Source organism: Rhizobium sp. A37_96 (assembly GCF_053521765.1).
The window spans coordinates 236,158-250,064 of the sequence record NZ_JBNWDS010000002.1 but is presented as its reverse complement, the minus strand read 5'-3'; the positions used below and the strand labels follow the sequence as shown (position 1 = coordinate 250,064).

At 62.8% G+C, this 13,907-nt stretch carries 18 protein-coding genes; 7 read left to right on the top strand and 11 right to left on the bottom strand.

All coding sequences use genetic code 11. The features are described from left to right. Positions 1–33 precede the first annotated feature (33 nt). Positions 34–504 (top strand): dUTP diphosphatase, encoded by a 471-nt coding sequence (gene dut, locus ACQZ6J_RS07650; protein WP_163984926.1) that lies wholly within the window; start codon positions 34–36, stop codon positions 502–504. Then, on the top strand, positions 504–1,397 hold the full coding sequence (locus tag ACQZ6J_RS07645; RefSeq protein WP_449083145.1) for a GNAT family N-acetyltransferase: 894 nt from the start codon (positions 504–506) through the stop codon (positions 1,395–1,397). Before dut ends, ACQZ6J_RS07645 begins: the two co-directional genes overlap by 1 nt. A 98-nt stretch (positions 1,398–1,495) precedes the next feature. Here ACQZ6J_RS07645 and ACQZ6J_RS07640 read toward each other — a convergent pair whose 3' ends face one another. Next, positions 1,496–1,960 (bottom strand): Lrp/AsnC family transcriptional regulator, encoded by a 465-nt coding sequence (locus tag ACQZ6J_RS07640; RefSeq protein ID WP_163984928.1) that lies wholly within the window; start codon positions 1,958–1,960, stop codon positions 1,496–1,498. Positions 1,961–2,068: 108 nt separating this feature from the next. On the opposite strand from ACQZ6J_RS07640, the gene ACQZ6J_RS07635 reads away from it, so the two are divergent. Both ACQZ6J_RS07635 and ACQZ6J_RS07630 read left to right on the top strand, forming a co-directional pair. Beyond that, entirely contained in the window at positions 2,069–2,983 is a 915-nt protein-coding gene (locus ACQZ6J_RS07635; protein ID WP_449083143.1) for a DMT family transporter, read from the top strand. Further along, the gene (locus ACQZ6J_RS07630) at positions 2,980–3,282 is read left to right on the top strand and encodes an NIPSNAP family protein (RefSeq protein WP_449083141.1); all 303 of its coding nucleotides are present in this window, start codon (positions 2,980–2,982) and stop codon (positions 3,280–3,282) included. The genes ACQZ6J_RS07635 and ACQZ6J_RS07630 overlap by 4 nt, the downstream gene beginning before the upstream one ends. Positions 3,283–3,285: 3 nt before the next feature. Here the strand turns inward: ACQZ6J_RS07630 and ACQZ6J_RS07625 are convergent, their stop codons facing one another. Genes ACQZ6J_RS07625 through ACQZ6J_RS07615 form a run of 3 tightly spaced genes read right to left on the bottom strand, consistent with a single transcriptional unit; the run spans position 3,286 to position 5,133 of the window. Then, complete coding sequence (locus tag ACQZ6J_RS07625; RefSeq protein ID WP_449083139.1) at positions 3,286–3,924, bottom strand: hypothetical protein; 639 nt, start codon at positions 3,922–3,924, stop codon at positions 3,286–3,288. Beyond that, on the bottom strand, positions 3,921–4,553 hold the full coding sequence (locus tag ACQZ6J_RS07620) for a LysE family translocator (protein ID WP_163984932.1): 633 nt from the start codon (positions 4,551–4,553) through the stop codon (positions 3,921–3,923). Before ACQZ6J_RS07620 ends, ACQZ6J_RS07625 begins: the two co-directional genes overlap by 4 nt. A 22-nt stretch (positions 4,554–4,575) precedes the next feature. Continuing rightward, positions 4,576–5,133, bottom strand: coding sequence for a cysteine hydrolase family protein (locus ACQZ6J_RS07615; RefSeq protein WP_449083136.1), 558 nt, complete (start codon positions 5,131–5,133; stop codon positions 4,576–4,578). A gap of 129 nt (positions 5,134–5,262) precedes the next feature. Here ACQZ6J_RS07615 and ACQZ6J_RS07610 point away from each other — a divergent pair, with 129 nt between their 5' ends. Together ACQZ6J_RS07610 and cysK are read left to right on the top strand one after the other, a co-directional pair. Next, a complete protein-coding gene (locus ACQZ6J_RS07610; RefSeq protein WP_163984934.1) occupies positions 5,263–5,880 on the top strand; it encodes a LysE family translocator in 618 nt (205 codons plus the stop codon). A gap of 136 nt (positions 5,881–6,016) precedes the next feature. After that, positions 6,017–6,985, top strand: a complete 969-nt coding sequence (gene cysK / locus ACQZ6J_RS07605; RefSeq protein ID WP_163984935.1) for a cysteine synthase A — start codon at positions 6,017–6,019, stop codon at positions 6,983–6,985. A 66-nt stretch (positions 6,986–7,051) separates the two neighbouring features. Here the strand turns inward: cysK and ACQZ6J_RS07600 are convergent, their stop codons facing one another. Both ACQZ6J_RS07600 and ACQZ6J_RS07595 read right to left on the bottom strand, forming a co-directional pair. Beyond that, the gene (locus tag ACQZ6J_RS07600; RefSeq protein WP_449083134.1) at positions 7,052–7,504 is read right to left on the bottom strand and encodes a hypothetical protein; all 453 of its coding nucleotides are present in this window, start codon (positions 7,502–7,504) and stop codon (positions 7,052–7,054) included. 93 nt (positions 7,505–7,597) lie between these two features. Beyond that, positions 7,598–9,130, bottom strand: a complete 1,533-nt coding sequence (locus ACQZ6J_RS07595) for a YifB family Mg chelatase-like AAA ATPase (protein ID WP_449083132.1) — start codon at positions 9,128–9,130, stop codon at positions 7,598–7,600. 136 nt (positions 9,131–9,266) lie between these two features. Here ACQZ6J_RS07595 and ACQZ6J_RS07590 point away from each other — a divergent pair, with 136 nt between their 5' ends. Continuing rightward, positions 9,267–9,668 (top strand): hypothetical protein, encoded by a 402-nt coding sequence (locus ACQZ6J_RS07590; protein WP_449083130.1) that lies wholly within the window; start codon positions 9,267–9,269, stop codon positions 9,666–9,668. A 55-nt stretch (positions 9,669–9,723) separates the two neighbouring features. Here ACQZ6J_RS07590 and gshB read toward each other — a convergent pair whose 3' ends face one another. From gshB to rsmI, 5 genes are all read right to left on the bottom strand, one after another. Then, entirely contained in the window at positions 9,724–10,671 is a 948-nt protein-coding gene (gene gshB, locus ACQZ6J_RS07585; protein WP_163984939.1) for a glutathione synthase, read from the bottom strand. A 93-nt stretch (positions 10,672–10,764) separates the two neighbouring features. Beyond that, a complete protein-coding gene (locus ACQZ6J_RS07580; protein WP_204326227.1) occupies positions 10,765–11,271 on the bottom strand; it encodes a cupin domain-containing protein in 507 nt (168 codons plus the stop codon). Between the two features lie 96 nt (positions 11,272–11,367). Then, positions 11,368–12,363 carry an endonuclease/exonuclease/phosphatase family protein gene (locus ACQZ6J_RS07575; protein WP_449083127.1) on the bottom strand — a complete coding sequence of 332 codons (996 nt, stop codon included), beginning with the start codon at positions 12,361–12,363 and terminating at the stop codon, positions 11,368–11,370. A 102-nt stretch (positions 12,364–12,465) separates the two neighbouring features. After that, positions 12,466–12,846, bottom strand: a complete 381-nt coding sequence (locus ACQZ6J_RS07570) for a YraN family protein (protein WP_449083125.1) — start codon at positions 12,844–12,846, stop codon at positions 12,466–12,468. After that, positions 12,839–13,747 (bottom strand): 16S rRNA (cytidine(1402)-2'-O)-methyltransferase, encoded by a 909-nt coding sequence (rsmI, locus tag ACQZ6J_RS07565; RefSeq protein WP_449083123.1) that lies wholly within the window; start codon positions 13,745–13,747, stop codon positions 12,839–12,841. Before rsmI ends, ACQZ6J_RS07570 begins: the two co-directional genes overlap by 8 nt. Positions 13,748–13,907 lie beyond the last annotated feature (160 nt).

Genomic DNA, 13,907 nt, shown 5'->3' with positions numbered 1-13,907 from the left:
TGACTCCGGCGTTCGGGCGCAAACTATTGAAGCATGACCATTCACACCGATCCGCGACCGCCCCTGAATCTCATCCGCCTGCCGCATGGCGAAGGCCTAGAGCTGCCCGCCTACCAGACCAGGGGTGCTGCCGGCATGGACCTATGCGCCGCAGTCGACGACGATGCGCCGCTGACGATCCTTCCCGGCAAGCGGGATCTCGTTCCCACCGGCTTCATCTTCGAGGTTCCGGAGGGTTACGAAGCGCAGATCCGCCCACGCTCCGGCCTCGCCTTCAAGCACGGCGTCACCTGCCTGAATTCGCCCGGCACGATCGACAGCGACTATCGCGGCGAAGTAAAGGTGCTGCTGATCAACCTCGGTGAGGAGCCGTTCGAGATCACCCGCGGCATGCGCATCGCGCAGATGGTCGTCGCCCCTTCAATTCAGGTCCGCATCTTCGAGACGACCGAGGCAAGCGAGACCAAGCGTGGAGCAGGCGGTTTTGGCTCGACCGGCGTGTGATGCCAGGGCTTGTCCAAGCGCATGAGCTGACCCTGCGCCAGGATTATTTCGGCGACTCCGCTGCATGGAAGGGCCTTGTCGACCTGCTGCAGGACACGTTCTCGATCGACGTCGCCATCCAGGATCGATTTGGCGGTCCGGATCCTACCAGCATGCCGTTCGGCTATTTCGATGACGACGGCCGCTGCGTCGCCAATTTAAGCGCCTTTTCAATGCCGCTGATCGTCAACGGCCGCGTCATCAAGGCGGCAGGCTATCAATCCGGCGCTGTGCGGCCGGAGTGGCGCGGACGCGGCCTTTACCGCGACCTCATGCAGCGCGCCTTTGCGCGAACCGCAGCCGAGGGTTACGAGCTCGATATCCTGCTCACCGACAAGCCTGCATTGTATGAGCGCTACGGCTTTCGCAGCCTGCCGCAGCATGTCTTCGTCGCGCGGATGCCAACGCCGCAGAAATCCGGCTCAACCGCCCGGCAGCTCTGCTTGGAGGCGCCGGACGATCTGCGCCTGGTCCGGACACTGCTGCAAAACCGACAGCCGGTCTCCGCCCAGTTTGCCGTTGTCAGGCAGATGGAAATGTTTCTGCTGAACGCCTGCTTCAATTCCGCGATCCGCCTGACCGCACTCTCGGGCAACGCGGTCATTGCGTGGACGTTCGATGGCGAGACCTTGTGGCTTCTCGATATAGCGGGAACGGCCATTCCGCCCCTGGCGACCATCCTGTCCGCGCTCGATGTCGAACCCGATCGTATCGAGATCTGCTTTTCGCCGGATCGACTGGATTGCGACGTATCGCTGCAGCCCTATGAAGGTTACACGGTGCTGATGGTGCGCGGCAAAGCGGCGGACGAGATCGCCGGGCCGCTCATGCTGTCACCGATGGCGGAATTCTAGCGCCGTCTGGCGGCTCATGGATTTTCTTCACGACTGCAGGCCGTTGTTTTCAAGCAATTCCGGACGGAAAACCGCTGTGCATTTTTCCTGAAACTGCGCTAACGCGACAGCGGCGGCAGCCGGCGCTTGACCGGTGTCGCCTTTATCATCGACGTATTCGTCTCGGCGCGCTCGGTGATCTTGTCCAAAATGCCATCGAGTTCGCCCATGGAGCGCACCACCAGGCGGCCGATGAAGCAATCGTCGCCCGTGACCTTATCGCATTCGATGAATTCCGGCGTCTCCTGAATGATCCGCTCGACGACATGAAGCTGGCCGGGCAGAGGGCGGACGCGAACGATCGCCTGCAGGGGATAACCGATCGCCTCGGGCGCAATATCGACCGTAAAGCCGGAGATGATGCCGCGCTCTTCCAGCCGGCGGAGCCGTTCCGCCGCGCTCGGCGACGACAGGCCGGCCGCTTCCGCCAGTTCTTTCAGCGATATTCTGGCATTGCGCGCCAGTGCCTCCAGCATCCTTTGATCGATTTCATCCAGCCCCAGGGGCGCATTAGGGACACCCATATTTCAACCTCATTTAATTAGGCCGCGAAATCATATTGCCTCACTAAACCTATATCACTGCATATGACGCCGCAATATGATTGGCTTCGACGGATGGGAGCCAAGGCAATGAACGAGACAAGACGCGGCACGGTGGAAATGACGGCGGCGATGCTGATTTCAGGCACGATCGGCTGGTTCGTGCTGATGTCGGGGCAGGCCGTGACGGGCGTCGTCTTCTGGCGCTGCTTCTTCGGCGCGCTGACGCTGCTCGTCGTTTGTGCGGCCATGGGCCTGCTGCGCCCCGGCATCCTCAACCTCAGGACATTCTCCATCGCGGTCGGCGGCGGCATTGCCATCGTCCTCAACTGGCTGCTGCTTTTCGCAGCCTATTCGCACGCCTCCATCTCCATCGCCACGACCGTCTACAATACCCAGCCTTTCATGCTGCTGGGGCTCGGCGCGCTGTTCCTCGGCGAACGGATCACCCTCACCAAGCTCTTCTGGCTCGCTCTTGCCTTTGCCGGCATGGCGGTCATCGTGGAAGGCAAACCGGCCGAGGCGGCGGGCGCCGGAAGCTATGCGACCGGCATCCTGCTTTCGCTCGGCGCCGCCTTCTTCTATGCGCTGGCGGCCATCGCCGCGAAGTGGCTGAAGGGCACGCCGCCGCATCTGATCGCGCTCATCCAGGTTTCGACGGGCATCCTGATGCTCGCGCCCTTCACCGATTTCTCGGCGGCCCCGCAGGATGCCGGCGGGTGGTCGATCCTCGTCACCATGGGCGTCGTGCATACGGGCCTGATGTATGTGCTGCTCTACGGCGCCATCCAGAAGCTGCCGACGCATCTGACCGGCGCGCTGTCCTTCATCTATCCGATCGCCGCCATCGTGGTCGATCGCTTGGCCTTCGGCCATGTGCTCGGCATCGCGCAGATCGCCGGCGCCATTATCATCCTGGCGGCCGCGGCTGGGATGAATCTCGGCTGGACGATCTCGCTGCCCCGGCATAAGAACGGCCATCTTTCCAAGGGAACCGCCGAATGATCACCTGCTACCTGCGTTATGTCATCGACCCCTACAAGCTTGCCGAGTTCGAGCACTACGCCAAGCTCTGGATTCCGCTGGTCAACCGGCTGGGCGGCACGCATCACGGCTATTTCCTGCCGCATGAAGGCGCCAACAACATCGCATTGGCGCTCTTCAGCTTTCCAAGCCTTGCCGCCTATGAAGACTATCGAAAAAGAATGGCCGACGATGCGGAATGCCGCGCCGCGTTTGCCTATGGCGAGGAGACGCGCTGCATCGTGAGCTACGAACGCAGCTTCATGCGGCCGGTCTTCTGAAACCTACTTAGCCGGGTTCGGACAGGCCTCGGACCGACCGTCGAGACCTTCGGCCATCCTTTCGAACGTCGCTCCCGACCCGGCTTTGCTACCGCCGATACGCAGCACATAGAGGCTGTCGAAATCCTTGCCATGCCACTTCGGCACCGCCTTGGCATCGCCGCCATTCTCGCTCATCAGCTGGCGGGCGAGATCGACGATCTGCTTGTGCTCCCAGGCGACGAAGATCAACTTGCCGGCATAATCCGGCTTCTTCAGCTCGGCTTTCAGATCATCGATGTCGTCGTAGCCAAAGCTGGTATCGACCGGCAGCCCGAGCGCGATGGCTGTGGGTTCGATGGTCGCAAGCGGGCGGATGTAGTCGTAGGAAACCCCGGAATCCTTCTTTCGCTTCGATGGATCCGGCGCGAAAATCGCCGCCGGGCCGCCGAACAACCGCGTCAGCACCGGCGGCAGGGCCAGAGCGCGATTGAGGCCCTGGCAGCTGAGCTGGCCGAGCCCTGCCTCCGGCTTCTCTCCATGGCGCAGGAAAACGATCGTGCGCGCACCGGTTTCAGCCGCCGAAACGATCGGCGCCGAGCTCGAAAGCGAAGCGAATGCCAGAAGGCTGGCGGCGAGCGCCTGTGAAGCGTTCCGTCTCAACGTTGCGCCTCGAAAGCCATGCGAACGGCAAGCCCGGCCAGCACCGTGCCCATCAGCCAGCGCTGCACCAGCGCGAAGGACGGCCGGCGCACGAAAAACAGCGCGACGGAACCGGCCGTCAGCGCAAAAATCGCATTGAAGGTCAGGCTGACGGCGATATGGACGAAGCCGAAGATGACGGACTGCGTGAAAACGCTGCCGGCGGCAGGATCGATGAACTGCGGCAGCAGCGAGAGATAAAGCACGGCGACCTTCGGATTGAGCAGGCTGGTGACGAGCCCCATGGAGAAAAGCCGGCGCTTGCTGTCCTTCGGCAGCTCGCGCACCTGGAAGGCGGAACGGCCGCCAGGCTTCAGCGCATTCCAGGCCAGCCAGGCCAGATAGGCGGCACCCGCCAGCCGCAAGGCGTCATAGGCGAAGGGCACGGCGAGAACGAAAGCGGTGATGCCGAGGGCAGCCGACAGCATGTAGAAGACGAAGCCGCAGGCGACGCCGCCGAGAGAAATCAGCCCGGCCGCGGGACCCTGCGAGATCGATCGCGACACCAGATAGATCATGTTCGGGCCGGGTGTCAGCACCATGCCGAGTGCGATCAGAGCGAAGGCGATCATGCTGGTCAGATGCGGCATAAAGCCTCCGGCGGCGGGAAGATCAGAACGCAATCTCGCTGGAAGCAGCGATCCTGATTTCATGGGGCCCGGCATCGAAACCGTCAAGCAGCATATTGTGATGGGTGACAATCTCCTCGAAGCTCAGCCTGCCCATATCGGCCGTGGTGTGCCCGTCGGAAATCAGCGTCACGTCGAAACCGAGCGAAACGGCGCGGCGCACGGTCGTATCGACGCAGAATTGCGTCATGCAGCCGCCGACGAAAAGATGAGTGACGCCACGCGCCCGCAACCGCGCCTCCAGATCCGTCTCGAAGAAGGAATCGCAGCTCGTCTTGTGCACCACGACATCGCCGGCCTCGGGCGCGATTTCCCGGCGAAGCTGCCAGCCTTCGCTGCGCTTGACCAGACGGTGCCCCGGATTGCCGTCATGCTGGACGATGAAGGCCGGAACCCCGGCGGCGCGGGCGCTGTGCTTCAGCGCCGCGAGCTTGGCAACGACCGTCTCCAGCGCGGCATCGATCGCCGGCTGGCGATCCGGCGTGCCGAGGCCCGTCAGGATAGAGTTCTGAAGATCGATCAGGAGCAACGCAGAAGTCATGATATCCTTGGGCAAAGCAGTTTCGACGCGCCGTTAACACCTTGGTAATATGTTCCCGGTGCCGGCGCAATCGCTTGAAAACGCAAAGGTGGTGCGATAGAGCAAGCACCATCTGTGGAGGAATTCTTCATGACGCTCGCGACGCTGCTCGCGTATTGCGGCGCCCTCTTCATCGCAGCCGCCATTCCCGGCCCAGGCGTCACGGCGATTGTGGCGCGCGCCCTTGGCTCCGGCTTTCGCGAGACCTTCTTCATGGGCCTCGGCCTCGTGCTCGGCGACACCATCTATCTGACGGCCGTCATCCTCGGCCTTGCCTTCGTGGCGCAGGCTTTTACCGAAGTGTTTATCGTCATCAAGATCGCCGGCGCCCTCTATCTCGGCTATATCGCCTGGAAGCTCTGGACCGCGGGCCTGCTGGCGGCCGATATCGCCGCGAAGAAATCGAAGAGCGCCGGCATGTCCTTTCTCTCCGGCCTGCTGGTAACGCTCGGCAACCCCAAAACCATGCTTTTCTATGTCGCGCTCGTGCCGACGCTGATCGATATCGGCAGCATCGGCCTGCGCGAATATGCGACCCTGGTGGCTGCGACCTTCGTCATTCTCCTGATCGTTCTTGTCCCCTATATGCTGCTCGCCGCCCGGGCTCGAACCTTGCTCAAGAAGCCGAAAGCGCTGCAGATCCTGAACCGGGTCGCGGCCAGCATCCTCGCCGCCACGGCCGCCTTCATCGCGGCGCGCGCGGCCTGAAAAAAACTTCCCCAAAGCAGCCTTTCGAGAGATTCTTTTCTCACGCGCCGCAAGTGGGGAATGTGCGTGCACTCTGGTTTCCGCAAGCATTTGATCCTATTGTCACCGCACAATTCAAATGTAGGGAGAGCTACCCATGTCCGACACCCGCAAACCCGGCCGCGGCCGCGTCTATGCCTCGATCACCGAGACCATCGGCGATACGCCGATCGTCCGCCTCGACAAGCTGGCGAAGGAGAAGGGCGTCAAGGCCAACCTCCTGGCAAAGCTAGAGTTCTTCAATCCGATCGCCTCCGTGAAGGACCGTATCGGCGTCGCCATGATCGAGAGCCTTGAATCCCAGGGCAAGATCGCGCCCGGCAGAACCGTGCTGATCGAGCCGACCTCGGGCAATACCGGCATCGCGCTTGCCTTCGCCGCCGCCGCCAAGGGCTACCGGCTGATCCTCACCATGCCGGAGACCATGTCGATCGAGCGCCGCAAGATGCTGGCGCTGCTCGGCGCCGAGCTGGTGCTGACCGAGGGGCCGAAGGGCATGAAGGGCGCTATCGCCAAGGCGGAGGAACTGGCCTCGACGCTGCCGGACGCCATCATTCCGCAGCAGTTCGAAAACCCGGCCAATCCGGAAATCCACCGCAAGACGACGGCGGAGGAAATCTGGAACGACACCAACGGCAAGGTCGATATCTTCGTTGCCGGCATCGGCACGGGCGGCACGATCACCGGCGTCGGCCAGGTGCTGAAGGCCCGCAACCCCGACGTCAAGGTCATCGCCGTCGAGCCGACGGACTCGCCCGTGCTTTCCGGCGGCAATCCCGGCCCGCACAAGATCCAGGGCATCGGCGCCGGCTTCGCACCGAAGATCCTCGACACCCATGTCTATGACGAGGTGGTCACCGTCAGCAATGAAGAGGCATTCCAGCAGGCGCGGCTCGTGGCCAAGCTCGAAGGCGTGCCTGTCGGTATCTCCTCGGGTGCCGCGCTGACGGCGGCGATCAAAGTCGGCCAGCGCCCGGAGAATGAAGGCAAGACCATCGTCGTCATCATCCCGTCCTTCGCCGAACGCTATCTTTCGACGGCGTTGTTCGAGGGTCTGGGCGGCTGAGGCTGCCGATCACCGATTTGACTTGGAAAGGGGTGCTGCGGCGCCCCTTTTTCATTCGGGCGCGGCTCAGGTCTGACGATAGCTCAAACCGTGGCTGGCGCAGAAGCCTTTCGGATCGAACCTGCTCCAGACCGTGCCCCAGGGAAACACAAGTCCGCCGTCCGTCAACTCGGTCTGGAACATGGCGACCAGAATGCGGCGCACGAATTTGATCTCCTGGTTGATCGCCTGCTGCGTCGGCCAGCCCTCCTCGATGGTCGCGCCCGGCAGGGAGACACCCCAATGGGCGCTGACCAGTTTCCGCTCGTAAAGGCACAGCGAAAGCCCGGCGGGCTGTTTTCCGAAGGTCAGGCCACGAAGCTGCAGCCACTCGTAGCCGTTCTGCAGATCGCGCAAGCCGCCCAGCCATTGCGAAGCGAGCGCCTCGATATTTGATTTTTCCTGTAACGCCACGAGTCGAAGCCTGTCGCCGATACATATTGCGCCACTGGCGGGATCGATGGTCAGTTCTGCAGTCATGCGGTGAGCGGCGTTCCGGTTCGATCGACAGCCTCGCAAGCTTGCCGGCTCTGGCGCCGGCAGGCAAGCCGGAGACCTGACGATGGATAGGGTTCAGGCATGCGCAGCCAACCGTTCGCCGGCTACGCGGTAGGAAATGGCTTCGGCAAGATGGATGCGCCCGACCGTCGGCTTGTCGTCCAAATCGGCAAGGGTGCGCGCCACCTTGAGAATGCGGTGATAGCCTCGGGCGGAGAACTTCATCTTCTCGGCCGCGTCCCGCAGCAATTGCAGGCCGGCGGCATCCGGCTCGGCGATGGTTTCGATCATTGCGGTCGAGCAGCGGGCGTTGGTGGCGATGTCCTTCATGCCGGCGCTTTCGAAACGCTCGCGCTGCCTTTCGCGGGCACGGGCGACGCGCAGAGCCACATCGGCGCTCTTTTCCGCCGTGGCTGGCCGGATCAGGTCGGCGGCGGATACGGCCGGCACGTCGATGCGGATATCGATGCGATCCAGCAAGGGACCGGAAATGCGGCCCTGGTAGTCGGAGGCGCAGCGTGGCCCACGGGCGCAGGTATGACCCGGTTCGCCGGCCATGCCGCAGCGGCACGGGTTCATCGCCGCCACGAGCTGGATGCCGGCAGGGTAGGAAACGCGGTGGTTTGCCCTGGCGATGACGCATTCGCCGGTTTCCAGCGGCTGGCGCAGCGCATCGAGCGCCTGCGGCGAAAACTCGGGCAGTTCGTCGAGAAACAGAATACCGTGATGGGCGAGCGAAGCTTCTCCCGGCCTGGCACGCAGGCCGCCGCCGACCAAGGCGGCCATGGTGGCGGAGTGATGCGGTGCGCGATAGGGGCGCCGATCGGAGAGTTTGCCGCCGGAAAGCTGGCCGGCAATCGAATGGATCATCGACACCTCAAGCAGCTCGTTCGTCGACAAAGGCGGCAGGATCGACGGCAGGCGCGAGGCGAGCATCGACTTGCCGGAACCGGGCGGTCCGACGAAAAGCAGATTGTGGCCACCGGCCGCTGCCACTTCCAAGGCCCTCTTGGCGCTTTCCTGCCCCTTGATATCGGCAAGATCCGGCAAATTGGCGGCATTGGCGCGGACTGATGGCTCCGGCCGCGACAGGACCTGCGTGCCACGAAAATGGTTGGCGAGCGCGATCAGGCTGCGCGGCGCCAGAATATCGATCTCCTTGCCGGCCCAGGCGGCTTCCGGCCCGCTTTCGGCGGGGCAGATCAACCCCTTGCCCATGGCATTGGCGGCAATCGCCGCAGGCAGCGCTCCGGCAACGGGCGCGATCGTGCCGTCGAGATTGAGTTCGCCGATAACGGTATAGGACGACAGGGCGTCCGCGGGGATAGCTCCAAGTGCTGCCATCAACCCGAGCGCGATCGCAAGATCGAAGTGGCTACCTTCCTTGGGCAGATCCGCCGGCGCGAGATTGACCGTGACTTTCTTCGGCGGCAAGGCGAGACCGGAGGCATGAAGCGCTGCCTGAACCCGCTCCCGGCTTTCGGCAACAGCCTTGTCCGGCAGGCCGACGATATGCATCAGCACCTTGCCGGGTGCGATCATCACCTGCACTTCGACGGGCACGCCCTCAATGCCTTGAAACGCAACCGTGCTGACGCGCGCTACCATCCCGTACCCTCATCCAACGCGTTTGCCGCTATTAATTCTTCACAGCAGACCATGGGTTGCAACGTGGCAGAAAAAATGAAATGAAACAAGAACAATAAAAGAACAAAGGGGCGATTTTCACATTTGGGGGCAAATTATGAGACTTGCGATATCGCTATCCCTTCTGATGGCCGTCTTTCTCGGCGGCTGCCAGTCGATCGATGGCGCGGATAATCTGGAAAAGGGCATCCCCTATCAATTGAGCGCCAAGGAAACGGCTGCGGTGGAAAAGGGTTTGCGCGAACAGCTTCCTTACGAGGGCCTTCTGCTTTTTGGGCCTATGGCGGCTTCCAAGAACAGCAAGGGCCATGTCAGCGTCTGCGGCACCATCACCGCCATGGGCGGCTATGGCGGCATCGCAAACAAGCGGCCTTACGTGGGTATGATGGTCAACGTGAAGCCGCTTTTCGGCTTCGTGCCGATCGTCATCGCGGACGACAGTGTGACGGGGCAGTCAGCGGTAATCCTGACCTGCCGCCGCATGGGCATAGCGATATGATTCACGTTACGGCGAGAGCAAACGACCCCTCGCCGATCTATAGCGAAGACAGCCTTCAGGCCCGCTTGGACTCGATCGCATCCCACAGCAGGCTGGCGATATCGGCGCCGCCGAAGCGCTTCACTTCGCGAATGCCGGTCGGCGACGTCACGTTGATCTCGGTCATGTAGTCGCCGATGACGTCGATGCCGACGAGAAGGAAGCCGCGCTCCTTCAGGGCCGGACCGATGCGGGCGCAGATTTCCTGCTCGCGCGCCGTCAGCTCGGTGGCTTCCGCACGGCCGCCGACATGCATGTTGGAGCGGGCATCGTGTTCGGCCGGCACGCGATTGATCGCGCCGACGGCCTTGCCATCGACGAGGATGATGCGCTTGTCGCCCTTGCGCACGTCAGGCAGGTATTGCTGGGCAATGAAGGGCTCGCGGAAGAGTTGGCCGAACATTTCGAGCAGGGACGAGAGATTGCGGTCGTCGCGCGTCGAATGGAAGACGCCGGCGCCGCCATTGCCGTAGAGCGGCTTCAGGATGATATCGCCCATCTCCTCGCGGAAGCGGCGGATTTCGCCGGCATCGCGGGTAATCAGCGTCTTCGGCATCAGATCGGCGAATTCGGTGACGAAGATCTTTTCCGGCGAATTGCGCACCCAGGCCGGATCGTTGACGACAAGCGTCTTCGGGTGGATGCGCTCGAGAAGGTGTGTCGAGGTGATGTAGGCCATGTCGAAGGGCGGGTCCTGACGCAGCAGCACCACATCCATGGTCGAGAGATCGACGCGCTCGGGCTCGCCGAGTTCGAAATGGTCGCCCTTGACGTCGCGCAGGATCATCGGCTCGACGGAGGCGTAGACCTTGCCGTCGCGCATGCTCAGCCGCTCGGGCGTGTAGTGGAAGAGCTTGTAGCCGCGGTTCTGGGCCTCGAGGCTCATGGCGAAGGTCGAGTCGCCCGCGATGTTGATGCCCCGGACATGGTCCATCTGGACCGCAACATTCTTGATACCAGCCATAGTCAGCCCTCGCTCGAATTTGCGGACAGATGTAGGTCGGCCCGCCTTCAAACGCAACGGCTATTCAACAGCGTCCGCGGGGCCATGCCGCACTCAGGCGGCGAGACCCTGGCTGCCGCTGCCCTGTCGGACAAGATCGCGCAGGCGATAAGCGATGGTCAGAGGCTTCGGGAACGGCTTGCGGCAGAAGGCGACCTTGCGCAGGTAGCGATCGATGCGCCATGTCGCCCAGGTGCCCCCGGCGAAATAGGCGACGTCGCCGGCGCTGAGCGTGCGTTCGACACCGTCTTCCGTGGTGATATGCACCTCGCCTTCGAGGATCATCACCGTTTCGTCCCAGCCGAAATACCAGCGAAACTCGCCCGCCGTGCAATCCCATAGCGCGGTCATCGCGGCATCGTCCTGCCCGCGCGAATGCTCGGCGATGCGGGCAACAGGATCGCCTGACAGGATCCAGGACGGTTCGATAGGCGAAGGCTTCATTTCCATTTCGTCGCTGGCGCCGGCCACGAAGCTTTTCGACTGCGGCATCGCGACGACGACCGGGACGGCACGCGCGGCAAAGGCCGCCATGCTCGCCAACATTACTTTCAAGACCATGCAATCCCCCAATTCCATGCGCGTCTGCGATCTCATCGCATGGAAGGGGTAACGGCACGGTTCATGAAATCCGGCGCATTTTAACGATTGCAAAAATCAGGCGGAAAAACCGTCGATTGTGCAGATGACCATGTCGTGATCCGACAGCGGCTTGTCCTCTTCATTCAAGGAGGTAACGAGGTGGCTTTCGCCGATCTTCAAGCCGCGGCTCACGAACCAGTCGAGCTTCATGGCACGATCGGGAAAGCGCGTGATCAGGCTCGGGCGCGTGCTCGTCTGATCGAGCGGGCCGCCATGGCATTCGAAGCCGCGGCCCTCGGCCATGGCAAACAGCGTATCGGTCGAGAAATCGCCGCCCGTGTGGTTGCCGGTATTGAGGTCGCCGCCGATCAGGATCGGCAGACCCGGCGCGAAGGCTTCCACAGCGTCGATCAATGCCGACATCTGCCGCTCGCGATAGGCAGCGGTTGCAACGCTCTCGAGGTGAACCGAGACGGCAACGAAAGGACCGGCTTCGGTCTCGACGATGGCGCCGACGGCGCAACGATCGCCGATGCGCGGCTGTTCGTTGCTGTCGTTGAACCAGACAGCGTTGCCCGGCAGACGGAAAAGGAAAGCAGCCCTCAGCGCAACGGAGGCCATGAGCGCATTGCCGTGAAAGCCCTTTTCGTTGAAATCGTCGCGGCAGAAGGAATGCTCGATTTCCGAACCGAGGCTCAGTTCGAGGAACTCGACGCCATAGGCATAGTTCATATCGAGCTCGGCGGCGATGACGGCAGTCGGATCGCGCTGCTCGGTGCGGGCCATGCCTTCATCCATTTCCGACAGCAGAACCAACGGCGCAGCGGTCGCGCGCAGCTTGGCCGCACTTTCCTCGGGGAACAGGCAGCGCTCGAGATTCCAGGCAGCGACCGTGAAGGGGAAGGTCAAGGCCTCGGTCTTGGCTTCGGCCCCGCCGACGCGCACCGTATTCATGCAGGCGAGCGCCGCCAGCGTGTCGGCATGAATGGCCGGGGTCTTTTCAAGCGAAACGAAGCTTCTGCGCTCTTCCTGCGAGGGAATGGCGAAGGCGGAAACGGTATTGCGGATCATGATGCGGCCTGTCGAAACGAGATTATGAGCGCCGGTGGAAAAATCGTAAGCGCGGGTCGCCCGGCAATAGGCTGATTTTGTGACGGCCCTGTAACGCCGCGCTCAAAACGCGTCCGGAAAATGCCGCGGCCAGCGGCCGGGCAGCATGGCGACAATGTCATAGCGTTGCGACAGGCGGGCAAAGTCCGGTTGCCGGGCGAGCCACTGGTCGCTGGCGGCACGGATGCGTTTCTGCGAGGAAAAGGAAACGGCGTCGATCGCCTCCTGCGCATCCCGTCGCGATTTGACTTCCACGAAGACGGCGAGATCGCCCTTGCGGGCGACGATATCGATTTCGCCGAGCTTTGTGCGATGGCGGATCGCCAGGATGCGGTAGCCTTTGAACATCAGGAAGGCCGCGGCGAGATATTCGGCGACATGGCCACGCCGCCATGCCTTTTGCCGCTTCAGCCTTGCGCCTGCGTCAGGCTTCGTATCAGCCATGGCGCTCCTTCATGTCGAGCAGGCGCTGGTAGAGCTCCTTGCGCGGCAAGCCAGTCAGGCGCGCGGCTTCGGCTGCGGCCTTGGCGGTCGGCATCGTCCCCGCAAGATCGGCCAGAACAGCGTCGACATCGGCCTCTGTCGCAACGCTTTCCGCCGGCGGGCCGACGAGCCAGACGATCTCGCCCTTCACATTGTCAACGGCATCATAGAACGCGGCGAGTTCGGAAAGCGTGCCGCGGCGGAACTCCTCGAAGGTCTTCGTCAGCTCGCGGCAGACGGCGCCGGCTCGCTCGCCCCCAAGCACATCGGCGGCGGCGGCAAGCGTGGCGGCGATGCGGTGCGGCGATTCAAAGAAGATGAGAGTTGCAGGAATGCCCGCGAGCTCGGCCAGCCTGTCGCGCCGGCCCTTGTCCTTGGCGGGCAGGAAACCGGCGAAGAAGAAGGCGTCGTTCGGCAGCCCGGAACCGACGAGGGCTGCGAGCGGTGCCGAAGCGCCGGGAATGGGAACAACCTTGTATCCCGCCTCGATCGCCTGCGTCGCCAGCCGGTAGCCGGGATCGGAGACGAGCGGCGTGCCGGCATCCGACACCAGCGCCACCGAACGGCCGGCTTCCAGCGCCTGCAGCAGCCGAGGGCCCGCCTCGTCGGCATTGTGCTCATGATAGGCATAGGGCTTGTTCTGGATGCCGTAGCGATCGAGCAGGACGCGGGTGACGCGGGTGTCCTCGCAGGCGAGAACGTCCGCACCGGCCAGCGTCTCCAGCGCCCTCAAGGTGATGTCGCCGAGATTGCCGATCGGCGTGGCGACGAGGTAGAGAGCCGGTTCGAGGGGACGGGCCGGAATCTGGTTGTTATGCAGACGGAAGCTGCGCGCCCCGCCGCTGGATTGGTCTTCGTTCATGCCGGTCCTGAATTCACTTCGGATTCACCGCCTTTATGGGCGAGGCACGGGCCGACGGCAAGAGCGGCGCAATTCCTGTGGAGCATTGTCACCCAAATGTCGAATTGCCGCTTGGCAAATCGCCTAAGCCTCTTGCATTCGGATGGAGAAGTCTGCCAAG